At 71.2% G+C, this 19,521-nt stretch carries 17 protein-coding genes and 1 pseudogene; 9 read left to right on the top strand and 9 right to left on the bottom strand.

Going from position 1 to position 19,521, the window contains the following annotated elements; all coding sequences use genetic code 11:
• Positions 1 to 468 precede the first annotated feature (468 nt).
• A pseudogene (ilvC, locus tag ACFY2B_RS05220) lies at positions 469 to 1,011 on the top strand (ketol-acid reductoisomerase); the annotation flags it as partial.
• Positions 1,012 to 1,024: 13 nt separating this feature from the next.
• Positions 1,025 to 1,528 (top strand): TetR-like C-terminal domain-containing protein, encoded by a 504-nt coding sequence (locus tag ACFY2B_RS05215; RefSeq protein WP_390761778.1) that lies wholly within the window; start codon positions 1,025 to 1,027, stop codon positions 1,526 to 1,528.
• 294 nt (positions 1,529 to 1,822) lie between these two features.
• On the opposite strand, the gene ACFY2B_RS05210 is transcribed toward ACFY2B_RS05215, so the two are convergent.
• The 6 genes from ACFY2B_RS05210 to ACFY2B_RS05185 form a co-directional block, all read right to left on the bottom strand.
• The gene (locus tag ACFY2B_RS05210; protein ID WP_390761777.1) at positions 1,823 to 2,209 is read right to left on the bottom strand and encodes a nuclear transport factor 2 family protein; all 387 of its coding nucleotides are present in this window, start codon (positions 2,207 to 2,209) and stop codon (positions 1,823 to 1,825) included.
• 120 nt (positions 2,210 to 2,329) lie between these two features.
• Positions 2,330 to 3,559 carry an epoxide hydrolase family protein gene (locus ACFY2B_RS05205; protein ID WP_390761776.1) on the bottom strand — a complete coding sequence of 410 codons (1,230 nt, stop codon included), beginning with the start codon at positions 3,557 to 3,559 and terminating at the stop codon, positions 2,330 to 2,332.
• A gap of 579 nt (positions 3,560 to 4,138) precedes the next feature.
• Positions 4,139 to 4,735, bottom strand: a complete 597-nt coding sequence (locus tag ACFY2B_RS05200) for a TetR/AcrR family transcriptional regulator (protein ID WP_390761775.1) — start codon at positions 4,733 to 4,735, stop codon at positions 4,139 to 4,141.
• 202 nt (positions 4,736 to 4,937) lie between these two features.
• Entirely contained in the window at positions 4,938 to 5,504 is a 567-nt protein-coding gene (locus tag ACFY2B_RS05195) for a creatininase family protein (protein WP_390761774.1), read from the bottom strand.
• Between the two features lie 22 nt (positions 5,505 to 5,526).
• Positions 5,527 to 5,742: a hypothetical protein gene (locus ACFY2B_RS05190; RefSeq protein WP_390761773.1), complete on the bottom strand. Its 216-nt coding sequence runs from the start codon at positions 5,740 to 5,742 to the stop codon at positions 5,527 to 5,529.
• Between the two features lie 222 nt (positions 5,743 to 5,964).
• Positions 5,965 to 6,843: a helix-turn-helix transcriptional regulator gene (locus ACFY2B_RS05185; protein WP_390761772.1), complete on the bottom strand. Its 879-nt coding sequence runs from the start codon at positions 6,841 to 6,843 to the stop codon at positions 5,965 to 5,967.
• A 105-nt stretch (positions 6,844 to 6,948) separates the two neighbouring features.
• Between ACFY2B_RS05185 and ACFY2B_RS05180 the strand changes: the two genes are divergently transcribed.
• Positions 6,949 to 7,647, top strand: coding sequence for an SDR family NAD(P)-dependent oxidoreductase (locus tag ACFY2B_RS05180; protein ID WP_390761771.1), 699 nt, complete (start codon positions 6,949 to 6,951; stop codon positions 7,645 to 7,647).
• Between the two features lie 186 nt (positions 7,648 to 7,833).
• Here the strand turns inward: ACFY2B_RS05180 and ACFY2B_RS05175 are convergent, their stop codons facing one another.
• Positions 7,834 to 8,895 carry an alpha/beta fold hydrolase gene (locus tag ACFY2B_RS05175; RefSeq protein WP_390761770.1) on the bottom strand — a complete coding sequence of 354 codons (1,062 nt, stop codon included), beginning with the start codon at positions 8,893 to 8,895 and terminating at the stop codon, positions 7,834 to 7,836.
• A 535-nt stretch (positions 8,896 to 9,430) separates the two neighbouring features.
• Here ACFY2B_RS05175 and ACFY2B_RS05170 point away from each other — a divergent pair.
• The 3 genes from ACFY2B_RS05170 to ACFY2B_RS05160 all read left to right on the top strand — a co-directional run bounded on the left by ACFY2B_RS05170 (position 9,431) and on the right by ACFY2B_RS05160 (position 12,549).
• Complete coding sequence (locus ACFY2B_RS05170) at positions 9,431 to 10,300, top strand: alpha/beta hydrolase (protein WP_390761769.1); 870 nt, start codon at positions 9,431 to 9,433, stop codon at positions 10,298 to 10,300.
• Between the two features lie 229 nt (positions 10,301 to 10,529).
• The gene (locus tag ACFY2B_RS05165) at positions 10,530 to 11,408 is read left to right on the top strand and encodes a Bax inhibitor-1/YccA family protein (protein WP_390761768.1); all 879 of its coding nucleotides are present in this window, start codon (positions 10,530 to 10,532) and stop codon (positions 11,406 to 11,408) included.
• Positions 11,409 to 11,583: 175 nt separating this feature from the next.
• Positions 11,584 to 12,549 carry an RNA polymerase sigma factor gene (locus ACFY2B_RS05160; protein WP_390761767.1) on the top strand — a complete coding sequence of 322 codons (966 nt, stop codon included), beginning with the start codon at positions 11,584 to 11,586 and terminating at the stop codon, positions 12,547 to 12,549.
• Between the two features lie 389 nt (positions 12,550 to 12,938).
• Here ACFY2B_RS05160 and ACFY2B_RS05155 read toward each other — a convergent pair whose 3' ends face one another.
• Positions 12,939 to 13,907 (bottom strand): SGNH/GDSL hydrolase family protein, encoded by a 969-nt coding sequence (locus ACFY2B_RS05155; protein WP_390761766.1) that lies wholly within the window; start codon positions 13,905 to 13,907, stop codon positions 12,939 to 12,941.
• Between the two features lie 605 nt (positions 13,908 to 14,512).
• On the opposite strand from ACFY2B_RS05155, the gene ACFY2B_RS05150 reads away from it, so the two are divergent.
• The 3 genes from ACFY2B_RS05150 to ACFY2B_RS05140 all read left to right on the top strand — a co-directional run bounded on the left by ACFY2B_RS05150 (position 14,513) and on the right by ACFY2B_RS05140 (position 17,505).
• Positions 14,513 to 15,364 (top strand): alpha/beta fold hydrolase, encoded by an 852-nt coding sequence (locus tag ACFY2B_RS05150; protein ID WP_390761765.1) that lies wholly within the window; start codon positions 14,513 to 14,515, stop codon positions 15,362 to 15,364.
• Between the two features lie 50 nt (positions 15,365 to 15,414).
• Complete coding sequence (locus tag ACFY2B_RS05145; RefSeq protein ID WP_390761764.1) at positions 15,415 to 15,861, top strand: VOC family protein; 447 nt, start codon at positions 15,415 to 15,417, stop codon at positions 15,859 to 15,861.
• 201 nt (positions 15,862 to 16,062) lie between these two features.
• Entirely contained in the window at positions 16,063 to 17,505 is a 1,443-nt protein-coding gene (locus tag ACFY2B_RS05140) for a dihydrolipoyl dehydrogenase family protein (protein ID WP_390761763.1), read from the top strand.
• Between the two features lie 306 nt (positions 17,506 to 17,811).
• Here the strand turns inward: ACFY2B_RS05140 and ACFY2B_RS05135 are convergent, their stop codons facing one another.
• Positions 17,812 to 19,308: a S8 family serine peptidase gene (locus ACFY2B_RS05135; protein WP_390761982.1), complete on the bottom strand. Its 1,497-nt coding sequence runs from the start codon at positions 19,306 to 19,308 to the stop codon at positions 17,812 to 17,814.
• Positions 19,309 to 19,521 lie beyond the last annotated feature (213 nt).

The raw sequence follows: 19,521 nt of genomic DNA, 5'->3' as shown, positions 1-19,521 counted from the left end.
CGGGCGGGATGGCTAGCGGTGGGTTTCTCCCCGCAGGGTGCGGGTCCGTGCGGTGGGGGGAGGTGGGTACGGACGTCATCGACCGACACCTGTTCGCATGTGCTCACTCTCTTCACGTCGCGGGCCGGTACGAAGTTCATGTGAGGGCCGTCACGGCGCGCGGCGGGACGGTGGCGGACGGGTCGACGCCGCCAACTCGCCGGGGCCGTGGCCGCTGTGGGCGAGGTCTGCTTCGGCCGCCGGTCGGCCGGACGGCGGGCCCGGACGATGCAGTACGGTTCTTGCGACGGGTTCCGTACACACACATGTCTCGGAACCGGACGGCTCGTCCGGAGAAACCCCGGCACACTCGAACCGCGGCCTGGAACCCCGGGCCGCCGAAACCCGCCCCCCGCCGCGCGCCGGAGACACCTGGCTGCCGCCCCGGGGCACATCCCACCGCCGCACGATCTGAAGAGGAAGACAACCATGCCCACGCTGTTCTACGACGCCGACGCCGACCTGTCCGTCATCCAGGGCCGCAAGGTCGCGGTCATCGGCTACGGCAGCCAGGGCCACGCGCACGCCCTGTCGCTGCGCGACTCGGGTGTCGACGTCCGGGTCGGCCTGCACGAGGGCTCCAGGTCCAGGGCGAAGGCCGAGGAGCAGGGCCTGCGCGTGGTGACCGTCGCCGAGGCCGCCGCCGAGGCGGACGTGATCATGATCCTGGTGCCGGACCCGGTTCAGGGCAAGGTGTACGAGGAGTCCATCGCGCCGTATCTGAAGGACGGTGACGCGTTGTTCTTCGGCCACGGCTTCAACATCCGTTTCGGTTTCGTCGAGCCGCCGACCGGTGTGGACGTGTGCATGGTCGCGCCGAAGGGCCCGGGTCACCTGGTGCGCCGGCAGTACGAGGAGGGCCGCGGTGTTCCGTGTCTGGTGGCGGTGGAGCAGGACGCGACGGGCAGCGGGCTGGACCTCGCGCTCTCGTACGCGAAGGGCATCGGGGGTACGCGGGCGGGTGTGATCCGTCGGCTACGCGGGCATGACGATGGACCGGGTCGCGCAGCGCGCGGGTACCAACAAGAACGCGATCTACCGGCGCTGGCCGACCCGCCCGGCGCTCGGCGTCGCGGCCTACCGCTGCCTGGCCGACGCCGAGTTGCAGGTCCCGGACACCGGGACGCTGCGCGGCGACGCGCTGGCGCTGCTGCGCGCCGCGAACACCACGTGGTCGTCGCCGCAGGGGGCCGTGCTGCGCGACCTGCTCGCCGCGGCGGCCGACGACCCCGGCCTGCTCACGCTGCTCCGCGAACAGGCCGGGGGAAGCAGCACGGACGCGGCGTGGCTGACCCTCCTGGAGCGGGCCGTGGCCCGGGGCGAAGCCGCGGCCTCCGCACAGCATCCGCGCGTGGCGTCGGTTCCGATGATGTTGTTGCGCGGCGAGTACGCCCTGCGCGGGCTGCCCGAGGTCCCGGAGGAGGTACTGACGGAGATCGTGGACGAGGTCTTCCTGCCCCTGGTACGAGGACGCGGCACTGGCTTCTGACGCCACGCAGCGCCTCCCCGCGGGCGGTGGCGACGGCGGAGGCCCGGGGCGACCTTGCGCCCCAGTGCCGTACGCCCGTCAGCCGGACGGCGCAGACCGGCCTGCCTGCCCGAGCAGGCGGCCGTTGTTCCGGAATCGGGTCCCTGTGGTCCCTTCGGTCCCTGTCCTGCTGCCGGATCCGTAGGGCCGGGTGCCCGGACAGGCCGGGGGAGTGGGGGGAATGTCCGTCACGCGGCCGTCCCCGCGGGCTCCGTTCGGGGCCGCGGGGACGTGGCGGCGCTGCGGGCCGTGGCGTCACAGGAGTGTGCGGGCGTACTCGGAGTTGGTGTAGTCGCGCCACTCGACGATCCGGCCGTCCCGCAGCCGGTAGACCGCCATGTTCCTGACCGGGGCGAGCGGGCGGCCGGGCAGGGCGAGGCCGTGGATCTGTTCGGCGATGACGATGTCCCCGTCGACCGCCTGATGGAGGGTCGTGAAGTCGGCCTTCGCCATGGTGGAGAAGACACCGGCCCACATGCTGACGAGGCGGTCACGGCCCTTGATCGCGGGATCGCCGTAGTTCTCGAAGACGATGTCCTCGTCGAAGTAGGGAGCGAGCTTGCCGGCGTCCCGCTGGGCGAACAGTGCCAGGAACTCCTTGATCACCGTGCCGTTGTCGACGGCGGTCGGGTTGTCGGTCATGGTTCTCGGTTCTTTCCGATGACGTGTGAGTGCTGTGCGGGCGGGCGGAGGGGCGGTGCCGACCGTTCCGCCGAGGGGTCGTGGACTGCTGAGGTGTGGCGCCGAGGCGCGGGCGGGCCGTCAGTCGGTCCGGCCGCGGAAGGTGCGGCGCACGTCGTCGACCCAGGCGTCGGGCACCTCCCAGTACACGAAGTGGCCGCCGCGCGGGTGTGCGGTGACGTTGACGTGGTTGAACCAGGGCGCCCGGGGACTGTCCAGGAAGTCCTGGACCCGGTTCTCGGTGGTCACGCCGGGCGGGTTCTCGTAGCCGACCAGGGTGATGCCGGTGGGCGCCTGGACCGGCGGGGTGAGGTCGTGGGACGGGGTCCAGGGGTGGCGGTTGGCGTTGGCGTACAACCGCATCGAGGTACTGATCGAGTTGGTGACCCAGTAGATCATCGCGTTGGTGAGGAGGTCGTCCTTGCTGAAGACGTTCTCGACGTCGCCGTCGTTGTCGCTCCAGTTGGTCCACCGTTCGAGGATCCAGGCCAGCAGGCCGGCCGGGGAGTCGCTGAGCGCGTGGCCGAGGGTGCTGGAGTCGAGGACGTGCACGGCGACATGGGCGACGAAGCGCTTCTGGAAGGAGAGGATCCCGGTGCGGATGTCGTCGGGTGTGCCCTCGGGGATCGTCCTGCCACCGGTGAGGTCCCAGGCACGGTCGCCGTTGAACATGTTCAGCGGGATCGGCGAGCCGAGGTGGATGGCGTACAGCGAGTCGTGGTACTTGTGGCCGAGTTGGGCGGTGACCAGGGAACCCATGTCGGAGCCGGTGGCGGCGTACTTCTCGTGGCCGAGCACCTCGGTCATCAGCTTGTGGTACAGGTCGGCGGTCTTCCAGAAGTTCATGTCCGGGTCGTCGGGCAGCGGCGTGGACCAGCCGAAGCCGGGCGGCGACGGCACGATCACGTCGAACGCCTCGGCCGGGTTCCCGCCGTGGGCACCCGGATCGGCGAGCTTGTCGATGATCCTGGTGGCCATCGCGACGGTCCAGGGCCAGCCGCCGGAGACGAGCATCGGCTTCGGGTCGGGGCCGACACCGGCCCTGCGCATGAAGTGGATGGGTACGCCGTCGACCTCGACCCGGTACTGCTCGTACCGGTTGAGTCCGGCTTCCGCCGCGCGCCAGTCGTACGCGTCGATCCAGTAGTCGATCAGTTCCTTCAGGTATTCGCCGTCCACACCGTAGTACCAGTCCCGGTTGCCCGCGTCGACGGCGTAACGGGTGCGCCGCAGGCGCTCCTTGAGGTCGAGCAGCACGTCATCGGGGACATGGACGGGGGTGGGGGTCAGGGGGAAGGGCTTGGCGGACATCGCGGGAGTCTTTCTCGGGTGGGGAGAGGCGAGTGGTGCGGGAGGTGGAGGGTGGAGGGGCGGACGGGGCTGGAGCAGGCGTGGCCGGGGCAGGGGATGATTTCGGGCCCGCAGCCGGGTGAGTCCGCGGTCAAGGACGCGCCACTCGCCGTCGGCCTTGTGACAGGTGTCGTGGTCATGTGACGGACGGTGGATACGTGTGCGGGGGCGCCGGGGTCCGTGGGCCGTTCGGGGACGGGGGACCGGAGCGGCGAACCGGGTGTCCTGGTCCGCGGCGGCGGGCTCGTCCCGCGGGTTCTACTCCTGTTCCGGCTCCTGCTGGCCGACGCACTTCCGAGGGCGAGCGGGGCGAGGACCGCGACGAGGACGCGGCGCCGGCCGACCTGGTCGCCGACCCGGCCCGGCACGGGTGTCAGGTCCGCACGCGCGAGCGGGAACCCGGTGAGCACCCGGCCCGCTCCGACCTGGCTCGTGTGCACGTGCTCGTGCGAGGACGGCACGCATCGAGCCAAGATTGGATGACATGGTCCAATCTTGGCTCGTCAAAAAAGGACTGTCAAGTCCATTCTTGGTGGGTGGCTACGCGGCACCCGCACCGGTGAGCTGAAGCGGGCTGGTCGCCGTGGTCACCGCGGCTTCCAGGTAGTCGGTGCGCCCGGTCGCCTGGAGCATCACGACGCCGCCCTGGACCGCCGCCAGGATGCTCCGCGCACGGTGCCGCGCCGCCGCCTCCCCGTCCGACGTCAGCGCTTCCACCCCGCGCAGCAGGGCCGCCTCCCAGTCGTCGTAGAGGGTGGAGACGATCGCGCGGGCCTGGGGGGACGACTTGCCCAGTTCGGCGGTGAGGCTGCCGAGGGGGCACTTCTGTCCCAGCTCCGTGTAGTGGTCGAGCACGGCCTGCTGCCACCCCTGCCAGGACTCCCACGTCGAAAGGTCGCTGAGGAACGGCTGCTGTGCCTCCAGCACCTGCCCGGCCTCGTACTCGGCCACGGCCGCGAGGATGTCCGACCTGCCCTCGGGGAAGTAGTGGAACAGCTGGCTCTTGCTGGTCGCCGTGGCTGCCCGCACGTCGTCGAGCGTGGTCTCGGCGGCGCCCTTCTCCCTGGTCAGAAGCGCTGCGGCGACGATGATGCGCTGCCGTGTCGCTCTGCCCTTCGCTGTCATCCCTTTGTTCATGCTCCCATCATCGCACTCGTTTGGACTCACTGGTCCAGCAAAGCGGGGCAAAACGGGACGAGGGTGTTGAGTGTGGACGAGGGTGTTGAGCATGGGGGAGTGCGTCGGGATGCCTGATGTCGCACCACGTCTTCGTGTCCCGTGTGCGACGCGTGCGTCGGGCACCCTGCGTCGGAACCGACCGCACCGCCGCCGGAGCGGATCAGGACTGCCACGGGTCCCGGGCGATGGCGTCGGCCAGCGCCTTCGCGAGGCCGGAGAGCATCTTCTCCCCCTTCGCGGCGGTCGCCGCGTCGGCGTGGCCCGCCACTCCGGAGACCGTGATGCGTTCGAACGGCACGGCCAGGTACACCGGCTCGGTCGACTCGGCGGGCAGGGCGATGTCGGGACCGTGGGCTTCGGCGAGGTGCTCGGCGTGTACCAGTTCCGGCCGGGCGGCCAGCATCATGGACGTCTCACCCTCGCACGCGTGCATCAGGCCGTCCTGCACCTCCAGACAGTCGCGGACCACGTCCCTCGCCACGGTGAAGTAGTTGGTGAAGGCGATCCGTGCCGGCCGTTCGGCGGTCAGTTCGGTGGTGAGGGCGTGCAGCGCGGTCATGTTCCCGCCGTGTCCGTTCACGATGAGGATGCGGGTGAACCCGGCACGCCAGACGGAGCGGCAGATGTCCCGCAGCAGTGCGTGCAGCGTGGCCAGCGAGAGGGTGAAGGTGCCGCCGAAGGCCATGTGGTGTTCGGACAGGCCGGACCACACGGAGGGGGTGACCACCACGGGGGCGTGCGGTGCGGGATCAGCATCGCCGCTCGTTCGCCCACCTGCCGGGCGCCGGCGTGACCGAGGCCCGTTCGTCGGCAAGCTGTTCGCTCACCCGTTCAAGGACGCGTTCGGCGACGGCAAGTTCGTTCCGCTCGGCCCGTACCTCCGCCAGCTGCTTGGCCAGCTGTTCTTCGAGTTCGTCCAGTTCCGCGCGCCGCGCGGTGATCCGTTCCAGTAGTTCGGGATCCATCCACCGGATCGTAGAAGGGCGCCCAGTTGCAGCGGGCGAGAATCGGCGAGCTGGCGAGGTTCAGGCCGTGTTCGACGGGCCCGGCGATTGGCCAAGGGCGTCTCGTCGCGCCGTGCCCCACTGCCGGCCCCTCCGTGGAGTTGGCCGCTTGAAAGGTTCCCCATGACGCGAAGCGATGGACAGGGGACCGTGAGCCGCCGGTCGGCCGACGCGCGGGGCGGATCAGTTGCGCGTGCCGGCCGGTGGGCCGACGACGGTGGTGAGCTGGAGTTTGGTCTCGTCCTCGCTGCCCGGCGCGGCGGTCATGATGACGATCTTGAGCTCGGTGTCGCCGTCGGTCAGGACATCGCAGTCCACCGTGACCGGGCCCACCGACGGGTGGTCGACCGTCTTGCGGACCTCGCGGTTCGCGGTCACCTCTCCCGTCGCCCACAGCTCGGCGAACCTCTCGTTGCCTGCGTTCAGATCGCGGACCAGCGCGGCCAGGCGACTGTCCCGGGGGAAGCGGCCGGTGGCGCGGCGCAGGTCGGAGACGAGGGCGGCGTCGGTGGTGTCGGGGTCCGTATCGGTGACCGGCCACAGCACGAGGGGGGTGTGATCGGCGCTCACCGGGAACCTGTCGCGGGCGAAGTTGCGCATCCGCGGCGGCGAGGCCAAGGGGTCGCCCAGCAGGGCGGCCCACCCGTGGTTCCACCACACCAGTTGCCAGTCCGCCGCGAACACGGCCACCGGTACGTCTCCGAGGCGGACGAGCACTCGTTGCATACCGGACGGGAGATGGTCGCAGATCGTGCCGTCCGCCGGCGGCACGATCCGGGCCAGCCGGTAGAGGTGGTCCCGCTCGGCGGTGGACAGCTGGAGGGCGCGTGCCAGGGACGCCACCACCGACGCCGAGGGTGTCGTGGCCCGCCCCTGCTCCAGGCGCACGACGTAGTCGACCGACACTCCGGCCAGGTCGGCCAGTTCCTCGCGCCGCAGCCCGACAGCCCGGCGCTTGCGGACGACCGGCAGCCCGGCGGCCGACGGGGGCAGCCGGTTCCGCCACGTGCGGATCGCCGCGCCCAGTCCGGCCCCGGGGGGTGTCGTCGTCATGCCCTCCATCCTCCTGCATCCCCGATCACATGCGGGGGCGCGAGGGTGGTACTGGTCTTCCCACCGTCGAAGCGTCCCTGGTCCGGCTCCCTCGTCAAGGCAACCATCGAAGGCATGACGATCACTTTCATCACCGGAGCCAACAAGGGCATCGGCCGCGAGACCGCCCGCCGCCTCATCGCGTGCGGTCACACCGTTCTCCTGGGAGCCCGCGACCGAGAGCGGGGTGAGGAGGCAGCCGCCGCGCTGGGCGCACGCTTCGTCCCCATCGACGTGACCGACGACGCGTCCGTGGCCGCCGCCGCCGCGGACGTCGCCGAGCACGAGGGCAGGATCGACGTCCTGATCAACAACGCGGGGGTACAGGGACCCTTCGGTGATCCCGGTGACCTCACCGCCGCGGACGCCCGCGCCGTCCTCGACGTCAACGTCATCGGCGTCGTCCGCACCACCACCGCGTTCCTGCCGCTGCTGCGCCGCTCGGACGACCCCGTGATCATCAACGTCAGCAGCGGCATGGGCTCCCTCGCCTTCACCCACGACCCCGGCCGGTCCGAGTCGCTCGTCGCCGTGCCGCTGTACGCCGCCTCGAAGGCGGCGCTGACGATGTTGACCACGCAGTACGCCAAGGGGCTCAAGGGCATTCGCGTCAACGCCGCCGACCCCGGCTACACCGCGACCGACATAAACGGTTACAGCGGCGCCCAGACCGTCACCGAGGGCACGGACGCGATCGTCGCCCTCGCCACCGAGGGGCCCGGTGCCGGCACCGGACGCTTCGTCGACCGCCATGGCGAGATCGCCTGGTCCTGACACCGGCGGTCCGGGGACTGCCGCCTCCGACCAGCGTGAGAACCTGGGGCGACCGTCACGCCAGCCCTTTGACCTGCGTCTTCAAGTTGGCGGAGGCTCAATGCGATGCGGTGTGGGCTGCGACGCGAGGCGACGTGGGGTGAGGCGGGGCGGGGGTCGGCCGTGAGGGGCCGGCCCCCGGCTCCGTCAGAAGTGGGCCACGTCGACGACGGCCTGGGCGAACGCCGTCGGCGCCTCCTGGGGCAGGTTGTGCCCGACGGCCACCGTACGGTGCTCGTACTTCCCGGTGAACTTGCCGCGGTACGAGGAACCGTTGCCGGGCGCCGTGAACGGATCGAACTCGGGGTCGATGGTGATGGTGGGCACCGCGATCGACGGTCCCAGGGCCAGCTTGTCCTCGTAACGGTCGTAGCGGCGTTCGCCCTCGGCCAGGTCCAGCCGCCAGCGGTAGTTGTGGATGACGATCGCGGCGTAGTCGGGGTTCTCGAAGGCGGCCTCGGTGCGCTCGAAGGTGGCGTCGTCGAAGTGCCAGGTGGGCGAGACGAGCTGCCACACGAGCTTGGTCAGGTCATGGCGGAGGTCCGGGTTCTCCATGGCCTTCTTGCCGCGCTCGGTGGCGAAGTAGTACTGGTACCACCAGGTGTGCTCGGCGACCGGCGCGATCGGCTCCAGCTGGGCCTTGCGGTTGGTGATGAGGTAGCCGCTCACCGAGACCAGGGCCCTGACCCGCTCGGGCCACAGGGCCGCGAGGATGTCGCCGGTGCGGGACCCCCAGTCGAAGCCGGCGATCACGGCCTTCTCGATCTTGAGGGCGTCCATCAGCGCGATGATGTCCAGGGCGACCACCGACTGCTGGGCGTTGCGGAACGTGCGGGGGGACAGGAAACGCGTCGTGCCGTGCCCGCGGAGGTAGGGGACGATCACGCGGTAGCCCTGGTCCGCCAGCAGGGGAGCGACGTCGACGTAGCTGTGGATGTCGTAGGGCCAGCCGTGCAGGCAGATGACCGCGGGACCGTGGGCGGGGCCCAGTTCGGCGTAGCCGACGTTCAGCAGACCGGCCTTGACCTGCTTCAGCGCGGGGAAGGAGGTGTGCGTGCCCGGGGTGACGGACGGTACGACGGGAACCTTGCCGGAGTGGTTCGGCGCGGTGGTGGAGGCGTTCGAAACGCCCTGCAGGCCGGCCAGTGAGACAGCGGCCGCTCCCGTGCCCAGGCCCATCGCCTTGTTGAAGGTACGCCTGTTGATCATGTGAAACCTTCCGTGCGTCTCCGGTGTGTTCCCCTGCGCGGCGCAGGGGCTCAGGACGGGACATGTGCCTGGGTCGTCTTCACGGCCGGCGTCCGCGACGACTCTGACATGCCCGCTCGTCACCAGTCAAGGAGGTGACGGTGTGGTGGGTGTGGCTCCGTCTTCACTGCCGGGTCGGCTGGGCCGCTTCCGCAGTACGGAGTCCCGCCGATGTCCTCACTCTTGACCACACCCCGTGCCCGCACATCAGTCAGTTGACGGTCATACGTGCCCGGCCTGGTCCGGGACGGCCGGGACAGGTCCACCGGCGCCGCGAGCCCCGCGCGGTGCGACGGTCCAACGGGGCGGAGCCGGGCCTCCCAGGACGCCGGATCCGGGCCTCCCGGGACGGCGGGTCCGGGTCGGCCGCACCGTACGGGGCCTGTGACATTAAGTCATTCGACTGTTCCGCGCGGAGGTGCGGGTGCACGATTCTTGATCCATCACCCCCACTCTCGTACCCGGTGGCCAACTACCCCCACGGAGGGACCGTGCCGTGACCCGAACTCCCGTCATCCTCATTCACGGGCCCTGGCTGCACGCACTGTCCTGGCAGTCGTGGGCCGACCGGTTCACCAGTCACGGTTTCGACGTCATCGCGCCGGGCTGGCCGGGCGAACCCGCTACCGTCGGCGAAGCACGCCGGCTGCCGGAGACGCTGCGGCCGCTCGGGCTCGACGCCCTCACGGACCACTACGCGCGGATCGTCCGCTCCTGCGTCACCCCGCCCGTGATCATCGGGCACTCCGTCGGTGGGCTCGTCGCGCAGCACCTCCTCGGTGCCGGGCTGGGCCGGGCCGCGGTCGCCATCGCCCCCGCGCCGATCGCGGGCACCCTGGTCGGTGCCCCGCTGACGACGGCGGTCACCGAGCAGCGCGGGCGCTCGTCTGCGTCCGGTTCCCCTGTACCGGGTTCCCCTGTACCGGGTTCCCCTGCGTCCGGCGACCGGACGGGCGAGGCGGGCCCGGTGATGCTGAGTGCCGAACAGTTCCACGACACCTTCGCCAACGCCGTGCCGGAGGAGGAGTCGACCGAGCTGTTCAGGCACTACGTCATCCCCTCGTCGCGTCGGCTGCTGTCCGACCTGGGAGAGGTGGACGGGGCGCCGCACCCACGGCGGGTCGTGGACACGGGCAACGCCGAACGCGGTCCGCTGCTGCTCGTCTCCGGACAGGAGGACCGCATGGTGCCCGACGACGTCACACGTGCCGTGTACAAGCTGTACGGCGACTCGACGGCACCGAGCGACCTGAAGCAGTTCCCTGACCGGGCGCACTCGCTGACCATCGACAAGGGCTGGCGCGCGGTCGCCGACCACGTCCTCGCCTGGCTCGCCGGACACGGCATCCACGGGGACCGGTCGTAGCCGCCGCACCGGCCGGGCCGGACCCGGCTCCCTGACCGGCCGGTCGGCCGTACGGCCGTCGCCGCCAATTCGTTACCCGTCAAACAGGTGACATGCCTTGCGGCGCCCTCCGTCACCTGTCAAAGTGGTTACGCGAACGGGGTGCTGCCGAACCGGTGGCCACACCGTCCGCGCACCCACACGACATACGACGCGGGCCGCGAAGAACCACGGCCCCGGAGGGAACGCCATGCGCAGCAGCAATCCGGTCTTCTCCCGGCTGGGCTTCAACCGCGACGACGGCTCGCCCCGTCCCGCCGACCGGCGGCTCCAGCCGGTGGGCGCCGGCTTCGCCACCGGCCCGGACCTGTCCGAACCGGCTCCGGTCAACCCCTACGCCCAGCCGGCGAACTCGTACCTCGTCAAGGACACCCGGGCCGACCGCACCACGATGACCATCGACGACGTCGTGGTCCGAACCGGAGCCACGCTCGGCACGGTCGTGCTCACCGCCGTCCTGTCCTGGGTCCTGCTGCCCGTGGACAGCACCGGGATCGGCCGGTCCTACGGCATCGGCGTCGCCGCCGCCCTGGTCGCCTTCGTCCTCTCCATGATCCAGGCGTTCAAGCGCCGCCCCTCCCCGGCGCTGATCCTCGGATACGCGGCCTTCGAGGGTGTCTTCCTCGGAGTCGTCTCCAACGCCACCTCGACCTGGATCGCACCGGGTGTCGTCGTCCAGGCAGTCCTGGGCACCATGGCCGTCTCCGCGGGTGTGCTCATCGCCTACAAGCGGCGCTGGATACGTGTGACCCGCCGGTTCTACGGGTTCGTGCTGGCCGCGGCGACCGGCTTCCTGCTGCTCATGGTGGTCGACCTGATCTTCTCCGCCTTCGGCGCCGGCCACGGCCTGGGCTTCGACAGCGGGGCCACCGGCGTCCTGTTCGGTATCATCGGCATCGTGCTCGGCGCGGCCTTCCTGGCCCTGGACTTCAAGCAGGTGGAGGACGGCATCGCCTACGGCGCCCCGCGCCAGGAGTCCTGGCTCGCGGCCTTCGGTCTCACCACCACCCTGGTGTGGATCTACCTCGAAGCACTCCGGGTGCTGTCGATCCTCCAGAGCGACAACTGAGACCGGCACGCCCGGTCCCGTCACGAGGCCGGGCGGCGGGCCCCGGCGGCGTCGGCTGATGCGCCGGGGCGAGGACAGGACGACATCGCTCCCTGATACGTATGTACCGCTGTACCGCTGTACCACCTTCCGGGTGAGTGGGCGCGGGAGGGAACGGGCGGAGAAAGGGCAGGGCATGAGCACGGTGCCGATGGACGCCGGACGCGCCGAGGACGCGGCACTGACACTGGCGGCACAGAACGGCGACGTGAGCGCGCTGGGACTGCTGCTGGAGCGTCACCGCCCCGGCATGCGAGCGGTCGCGCTGAGCCTGTTGGGACCAGGCCCCGATGTGGACGACGTGATGCAGGACGCCGCGCTTGCGGCGCTGCGGGGCGTGGGCGAGGTCCGTGACCCGGCCGCCGTGGGACCGTGGCTGCGGATGGTGGTGCGCAACCGGTGCCGGAAGGTGTTGCGCAGCGCGCGGCGGACCGAGCCGGTGGAGGAGGTGCCCCTGCCGCCGCTGCTGACCACGCCCGAGCAGGTGCTGGACCGGCACGCCCTGCGGGACTGGATCTGGACGGCCGTCGAGGAACTGTCCCCGGCGCTGCGGTTGCCCGTCGTACTCCGTTACTTCACCACGGGCGTCAGCTCCTACCAGCAGATCGCCCAGGCGTGCGCCGTCCCGGTCGGTACGGTCCGCAGTCGGCTCAGCCAGGCGCGGACGGCGCTGGTCCGGACCCTGGAGGCCACCGCGGCCGGGGGACACGAGGACACGCGGCGGCGGACCGCCGCCAGTTGGCTGGAGGCGCACGAGACCCTGGCCGCGGCGGAGCGCGGCGAGTTCGGCAAGGTGGTCGCGGACCGCTACTCGCCCGACCTGTCCCTGCTGAGCGGCCGGCAGCGGCTCGGCGGAACCGGACTGCTCCTCGCGGGCATGGATCTCGACCTGTCCGCCGGGGTCCGCCAGCGTCCCGCGCACGTGGTCGCCGGACGGTCACTGATCGTCTGGGAGATGGACCTCATCAACCCGCCGGACGCGCCGGACCACTGCCCGCCCGGCGTCGCCTGGATCATGACGTTGGACGGCGGCCGGATCGACCGGGTGTCCCTGTACCACACCCCGCGCCCCGACCCGGTGCGCGAAGATGTCGCGGCCTGAACCACCCATCGGTCCCGGGCCGGCGCCCCGATGGGAAAGCCCGGCCGGATCGTCTCCGGCCGGGCTCCGCCGTCGGATCAGCCCCGGCGGGACGTCACCCTCGTGCGTGTCACGTCGTGCGTGTCAGGTCGTGCGTGTCAGGTCGTGCGTGTCAGGTCGTGCGTGTCATGCCGTACATGTGACTCCGCACAGTGACTCCGCACATATGACTCCGTACATATGGCTCCGAATGCGTCACTCCGTATGGCGTGACTGCCGTACGTGTCACTGTCGTTCGCCTGAGCGCCGGCGCGTCAGCGGTGGCGTGCTAGTGCCCCGACAGGCAACGTTCGCCCCGTCGCGACGCCCGGCACGCACTCTCGCCGCACCGGCCGAAAGCCCAAGTACGTCTAGTACGAGGACTTCCGGCCGGCACACCGAGAGCACGCACCGAACGCCGCTCCTTGACGGGCAAACGTTGCCTGCCGAGGCACTAGCGTCCGCTCGACGACCGTCGCCATCGCGCTTTCGCCGTCCGCGTTGGGGTGCAGCGGCGCCGCCGGGGTCTGCGGGGCGAAGGTCTCGATCCACCGCTCGCCGACGGGCCGGCAGATGTCGTGCCCGATCGTCGGGTCGTAGGTGTTCACGAACTGCGCCCGGCCGAGCCGCGCCTGGCGTGGGAGCATCCCGTTCAGCTCCTTCTCCTTGTCCCGAAGGTAGGAGAAGTCGCCCGCGGCCAGTGGCACCGAGGCGCTGGTGCACCCGACGCCGTCCTCGGGGAACAGGTCCGGGTAGCCGACCACGACGACCTTGGCGTACGGGGCGCGCTGGTGGATGCCGCGGAGCACCTTCGCGACCTTCGGCGCGGTGGCGGCGATCGACGCCGTCACCTGGTCGGTGCCCGCACCGGTGAGGTGGTCCCGGCAGGGTGCGCCGGCCGGGTCGGTGGCCGACAGCTTCGCGCAGGTGCCGAGCACGGTGCTGAAACCGATGTCGTTCCCGCCGATGGTGACGGTGACCAGGTCGGTGTGCCGGTCGAGCGCGTCGAACTGGGCCGGCGCCGTGCCCTGGGCGGCGGTCATCTCCGTGGTGGTCGCCCCCGAGCAGGTGACGTCCGTCAGCGTCGCCCCCGACGACCGGGCCACCAGCGACGGGTAGTTGCGGCTGGAGCGCAGGCAGTCGGCGTCGACCTGGTCGGGGACGAGGGGTGCGGAGGCGTAGGAGTCGCCGAGCGCGACGTAGTCCGCGTGGTGCGAGTGATGTGCGGTCGTGCTCGCCACGGCCGGATGGGCCGTGGCCAGGGTGGCGACGCCGCTGATCAGGGCGGCACCCACCGCCAGAGCGCGGGCCGCACCGGAGGTGGGAAGGCGTCTTGTCAAAGTGGTTCCTTTCGAGGTCGGGGTTGTCCCGGAGGGAGCCGGGGCGCGGGTCGGCACGGTTGCCGGCCCGGCACGGTTTCCGGTGTCCGGAACCCGGTGGGGGACGGGCCTCGGCGCCGCGCGTCGCCCGGTTGCCGGCGATGCGGCCAACCATCGGGCGGGCGGGCGCAGTTGCGGCCCCCACTTAAGGGACGTATCCCGTGGCGCGGGAGATCGACGACTCCGGTAACGAATTGGTTGCCGTCCGCGTATCGGCACGTGTGTGCCTGGGGGGGAGTACGGATGCGTCGAATGGCTTACACGTGTGTGTGCCGCGGGCGGGGCTGGGATGTCCCGGCTGACCGTCATGTGACTGATGCCGGGTGGCGGCGGCGCGGGCGAGAGTGACGCCGTAGTGGTCCCCGTGAGCGGGCCGCCGATGGCCCCCACCAGGGGAAATCATCGTCGCTCTCGTCACCTGCTTGACTGGTGATTCAATGTCTGACAGATTAATAACCAGCCAAAGGGGTTACGGCCCTTCTTGTCGCAGGTGTCCCGCGTACCCAGCGCGGCCTCGGCGACAGCCGGTCCACATCGTTTCGCTGTACTTCTGGAGAGGGTTTCTCGTGTTCAACATCAAGCGCGCAGGCAAGCGGCGGATACTCACCGGTGCCGGGGCGGCCGTCGTGGCCGGCGTCGCGATCGGGTCCTTCACCCTGGTCGGCACCGCGAACGCCGATGCCGACCAGCAGGCCGGCACGTTCCGGCCGGAGCCCACCATCGTGCTGGAGCACGGCGCGTTCGCGGACGCCTCCAGCTGGAACGGTGTGATCGCCCGCCTCCAGGCCGACGGCTATCCCGTCGTCGCCGCCGCGAACCCGCTGCGCGGCCCGCACACCGACGCCACCGCCCTGCGCAGTGTCCTCGACCACGTCAAGGGCCCCAAGATCCTCGTCGGGCACTCCTACGGCGGCTCCGTGATCAGCGAGGCCGCCGCGAACGACCCGGAGGTCAAGGGTCTCGTCTATGTGGCGGCTTTCCTGCCCGCGCCCGGTGAGTCCGCGCTGGAGCTGACCAACAAGTACCCGGGCTCCACGCTCCCCGACGCCCTCGACCCGGTCCAGGTGACCAACCCCGACGGCACCAAGGGCACCGACCTCTACATCCAGCAGGACAAGTTCCGCCACCAGTTCGCCGCGGACGTCCCCCGCGACGAGGCCGCCCTCGCCGCCGCCACCCAGCGACCCATCGCCCAGGCCGCACTGGAGGAGAAGGCGACCGTCGCCGCCTGGAAGACCATCCCCAGCTGGGACATCGTCACCACCAAGGACCTGAACATCCCGGCGTCCACGCAGCGCTTCATGGCCCAGCGGGCCCACGCCCACACCACCGAGGTCGCCGCCTCCCACTCCGTCGCCGTCTCCCGGCCCGGCGTCGTCACTCGCGTCATCGAGGAAGCCGCGCGCGCCACCCGGTGACGAACCCCGGATCCACCCACCCACGAGCCGCGGAAAGCGAGCACACCGCCATGGAACTCAAACTCGAAGTCGTCGTCATCCCCGTCTCCGACGTCGACAAGGCCAAGGACTTCTACGTCGACAAGCTCGGCTTCCGCCTCGACGCGGACTTCCCGATCGACGACGGTTACCGGATCGTGCAGGTGACCCCGCCCGGCTCGCCGTGCTCGGTCATCTTCGGCGAGGGCCTGACGACCGCCCCGGCGGGTTCGGTCCAGGGACTGCACCTGATCGTGTCCGACATCGAGCAGGCACACGCGGAACTCACCGGCCGCGGCGTCGACGTCAGCGGTCCGTTCCACGACGCCACCGGCGCCTTCCACCACGCCGGCCAGGCATACCGGGTCCCCGGGCCACAGCCGGAACGCGCCAGCTACGGCTCCTTCGCCTCGTTCGCCGACCCGGACGGCAACGAGTGGTTCCTCCAGGAGATCACCGAGCGACTGCCCGGCCGCTGACGGAGTCCGCGCGGACACCTGGGGGCGGCCGGCCGTCACAGCGGCCGCCCCGGCGTCCCTCGCTCCCGAGCCTCCGGCCGGCCGGCCGAACGCTGAACCCCATCCCCATCTCTATCCCCACCCGCACCCCGATTCACCCGCACCTCACCCACATCTCCCTCGTCTCACCCACATCCTTCGTCTCACCCCCATGGAGAAACCGTGACGACCGAAGACAGCCGTACCTACGACGTCGTCGTGATCGGCGCGGGGCCGGTCGGCGAGAACGTCGCCGACCGTGCCGTCGCCGCGGGCCTGAGCACCGTCATCGTGGAGAGCGAACTCGTCGGCGGCGAATGCTCGTACTGGGCCTGCGAGCCCAGCAAGGCGCTGCTGCGTCCCGCGCTGCTGCGCGCCGAAGCGAGCCGGGTCCCCGGCCTGAACCCGGCGGTGGCCGGGCCGCTGGACACCGCGGCCGTGCTGGCGCACCGCGACCGGATGTCGGCGGACTGGGACGACGAGGGCCAGGCGCAGTGGCTGAAGTCGGCCGGCATCGACCTGCTGCGCGGACACGGCCGGCTGGCCGGACCCCGCCGGGTCGCCGTGCGCACACCCGGCGGCGACACCGTCCTGCTCCAGGCCCGGCACGCCGTGGCCGTGTGCACCGGCAGCCGCGCGGCACTGCCGGACCTGCCCGGACTCGCCGGCCTGCGCCCCTGGACCAGCCGGGAGGCCACCAGTGCGAAGGAGCCGCCCGGGCGGCTCGTCATCGTGGGCGCGGGCGTGGTCGGCACCGAGATGGCCACCGCCTGGCAGGCTCTGGGGACCCAGGTCACCCTCGTCGTCCGCGGCGGCGCACTGCTGCCCCGCATGGAGCCCTTCGCGGGTGAACTGGTCGCCGAGCGGCTGCGTGCGGCCGGTGTCGACCTGCGCTTCGACACCACCGTCTGCGCCGCGCTGCGGCGCGGCGGACCGGACGGCGACATCGACGTCACCCTGTCCGACGGCTCCCGGTTCACGGCCGACGCCCTGCTCTACGCGACCGGCCGCGCTCCGCGCACCGACGACATCGGCCTGGAGACCGTCGGCCTCACACCCGGCGACTGGCTCACCGCGGACGACACCCTGACCGTCACCGCCGTACCGGGCGACTGGCTCTACGCGGTCGGCGACGTGAACAACCGCGCACTCTTCACCCACCAGGGCAAGTACCAGGCCCGCATCGCGGGCGCCGTCATCGCCGCCCGCGCACACGGCACCCCTCTCGACACCCGGCGCTGGAGCGCGCACACCAGTACCGCCGACACCGCGGCCGTCCCGCAGGTCGTCTTCACCGACCCCGAGATCGCCGCGGTCGGCCTCACCACCGCCGAGGCCGCGCGGACCGGCCGCCACGTCGACGTCGTCGACTACGAGATCGGCCAGGTGGCCGGTGCCGTCCAGTACGACCCCGGCTACCGCGGCACGGCCCGCGTCCTCATCGACCCCGACCGGCGATGCGTGGTCGGCGCCACCTTCGCCGGACCCGGCGTCGCCGAACTCCTGCACTCGGCGACCATCGCCATCACCACCGAGGCCCCCATCGACCGGCTCTGGCACGCCGTCCCACCGTTCCCCACCATCAGCGAGGTGTGGCTGCGGCTGCTGGAGACCTACCGGGGGTGAGCCCACCGCCCTCGCGCTCTGTCACCGGCACCATCCCGCTGCCACCTGCCGGGCGAGAGCGCTCAATCCGCGGGTGTGCGGCCGGTCATCCCAGCACACCCCACCCGGAAACGGCCATCTAGAGTCTGTCCATGACCTACCACAAGGGCCTCGTCCTCGATTTCGGCGGTGTGCTCACCACCCCCCTGTTCCCGGCCGCGCTCGCCTTCGAGAAACGTGCGGGGCTGCCCGAGGGCACCTTGCTCGACGCCCTGTACCTGGACCCGGAGATGGTCCGGCGGACCGAGGAACTGGAGCGGGGCACACTCACCCAGACCCAGTGGAACACCGCCGCCGGGCGACGCTGCCGGTGGCGAACACCGTGGCGGCCGTCGCCGTGGCGCTGTCGACCCGCCCCGTGCCGCCCTCGAACGGGCTGCGACCCGGGGTCGCCTTGGCCGTGCTGACCAGGGCGTTCTTCAACTGCCTTGCCGTCCAGCCGGGGTGTGCGGCGGCCAGCAGCGCGGCGGCGCCCGCGACGTGCGGGGCGGCCATCGAGGTACCGCTCAGCGTCTGGTACGGGCCCGAGCCCTGGGTGTAGTGCGAACGGGCCGCCAGGATGGCCACGCCCGGCGCGGTGAGGTCGGGCTTGACGGCGCCGTCACCGGCCCGGGGACCACGGCTGGAGAAGTCGGCGAGGGCGTCGGATCCGTCCACGGCACCGACGGTCAGCGCCTCGTCCGCCACGCCCGGCGCGCCCACCGAGTAGGCGTCGGGACCCGCGTTGCCGGCGGCGATGGTGAACAGCGCACCGGTCTGTTCGCTGAGGTTGTTCACCGCGGTGCTCAACGGGTCGGTCCCGTCCGTGGGCTGGCCGCCCAGGCTCATGCTGATGATCTTCGCGTGCTGGTCGCGGGCCGCCCACTCCATACCGGCGAGGATCCAGGAGTCCTGGCCGGCGCCGTCGTCGGAGAGCACCTTGCCGATGTGCAGCCGGGCTCCCGGGGCGACGCCCTTCTCCTTGCCGTCGGAGGCGGCACCCGTGCCGGCGATGGTGGAGGCCACGTGGGTGCCGTGCCCGTTGCCGTCCACGGCGGACTCGCCGGGGACGAAGTCCTCGACGGTGGCGATGCGTCCGGCGAGGTCGGGGTGGTCCGCGTCCACGCCGGTGTCGAGGACCGCGACGTCCACGCCCTCGCCGGTGTTCCCCGACGCCCACACCTGCGGCGCGCCGATCTGCGCGGTGCTCTCGGCGAGGTCCGCCTGCACCTTGCCGTCCAGCCAGACCTTGGCTATGCCACCGGTGAGGCGGGGCCGTTCACCGGCCGCCCGGCCTGCCGTGCCGGCACCGCCGGACGTCGCCGTGATCGACGTCCAGAACGCGTCCGAGCGGTCCGCGCCCAGCGCGGCACCCTGGATGCTGTCCAGCGCCCGCACCTTGCGCGCTCCCCGGGGCGCGGGCAGGTTCCGGACCCGGGCCGCCGCGTCGGTGTAGGTGACGATCAGCGGCAGCCGGTCGGTGTGCGCGTCGTCGTAACCGTCCGCCAGCAGCCGGGTGACGTTGAAGAGTTCGCGGTCCAGGAGTCCGGCCGCCACATACGGCAGGGCGCTGTCCGGGTAGACGTAGGTGTCCTTGCCGGACCGGTGTGTCTCGAAGCCGGTGTACCGGCCGTCCGGCCCCTGGACAAGTCGTCCCGGTGTGCCGTCGGCGCCCCGGGTGGTGACGACCTTGTCCCCGGTCACCAAGGTGACGGTCGGGATCGGGGCGGCGGTCGGCGGGACGGTGGCCGACGCGAGCGTGGGGTCGGGTGGGGACGAGGCCATGGAGGCCGGGGTGGGTGACACGGCGGCCAGGGCGACAGTGGCGCACACGACCGACAGCACACGTCTGCGAAATGGCGGACGCGACAAGGCAAACCTCCATCAACAGCTGGGTCACAGGTTTGCCGAGCATTGTGTGCCCTGGTCCGGCCACCGCGGTGACATGCGGGGATGGCGGGGGTGCGCCATGACGCACACCGGCCACCGGCCGCGAGG

The sequence above is a fragment of the Streptomyces sp. NPDC001270 genome (genome assembly GCF_042896695.1).
Taxonomy (GTDB): Bacteria; Actinomycetota; Actinomycetes; order Streptomycetales; family Streptomycetaceae; genus Streptomyces.
The sequence above is the reverse complement of the archived record's forward strand: the minus strand, read 5'-3'. Positions and strand labels throughout refer to the sequence as shown.

What these genes read in the sequence shown, in the direction of transcription:
- ACFY2B_RS05215 (WP_390761778.1), top strand. Translation starts at nt 1,025, where the DNA reads ATGACGATGGACCGGGTCGCGCAGCGCGCGGGTACCAACAAGAACGCG.
- ACFY2B_RS05145 (WP_390761764.1), top strand. Translation starts at nt 15,415, where the DNA reads ATGGAACTCAAACTCGAAGTCGTCGTCATCCCCGTCTCCGACGTCGAC.
- ACFY2B_RS05200 (WP_390761775.1), bottom strand. Translation starts at nt 4,735, where the DNA reads ATGAACAAAGGGATGACAGCGAAGGGCAGAGCGACACGGCAGCGCATC.
- ACFY2B_RS05185 (WP_390761772.1), bottom strand. Translation starts at nt 6,843, where the DNA reads ATGGAGGGCATGACGACGACACCCCCCGGGGCCGGACTGGGCGCGGCG.
- ACFY2B_RS05135 (WP_390761982.1), bottom strand. Translation starts at nt 19,308, where the DNA reads ATGGCCTCGTCCCCACCCGACCCCACGCTCGCGTCGGCCACCGTCCCG.
- ACFY2B_RS05190 (WP_390761773.1), bottom strand. Translation starts at nt 5,742, where the DNA reads ATGGATCCCGAACTACTGGAACGGATCACCGCGCGGCGCGCGGAACTG.
- ACFY2B_RS05175 (WP_390761770.1), bottom strand. Translation starts at nt 8,895, where the DNA reads ATGATCAACAGGCGTACCTTCAACAAGGCGATGGGCCTGGGCACGGGA.
- ACFY2B_RS05205 (WP_390761776.1), bottom strand. Translation starts at nt 3,559, where the DNA reads ATGTCCGCCAAGCCCTTCCCCCTGACCCCCACCCCCGTCCATGTCCCC.
- ACFY2B_RS05210 (WP_390761777.1), bottom strand. Translation starts at nt 2,209, where the DNA reads ATGACCGACAACCCGACCGCCGTCGACAACGGCACGGTGATCAAGGAG.
- ACFY2B_RS05165 (WP_390761768.1), top strand. Translation starts at nt 10,530, where the DNA reads ATGCGCAGCAGCAATCCGGTCTTCTCCCGGCTGGGCTTCAACCGCGAC.
- ACFY2B_RS05180 (WP_390761771.1), top strand. Translation starts at nt 6,949, where the DNA reads ATGACGATCACTTTCATCACCGGAGCCAACAAGGGCATCGGCCGCGAG.
- ACFY2B_RS05160 (WP_390761767.1), top strand. Translation starts at nt 11,584, where the DNA reads ATGAGCACGGTGCCGATGGACGCCGGACGCGCCGAGGACGCGGCACTG.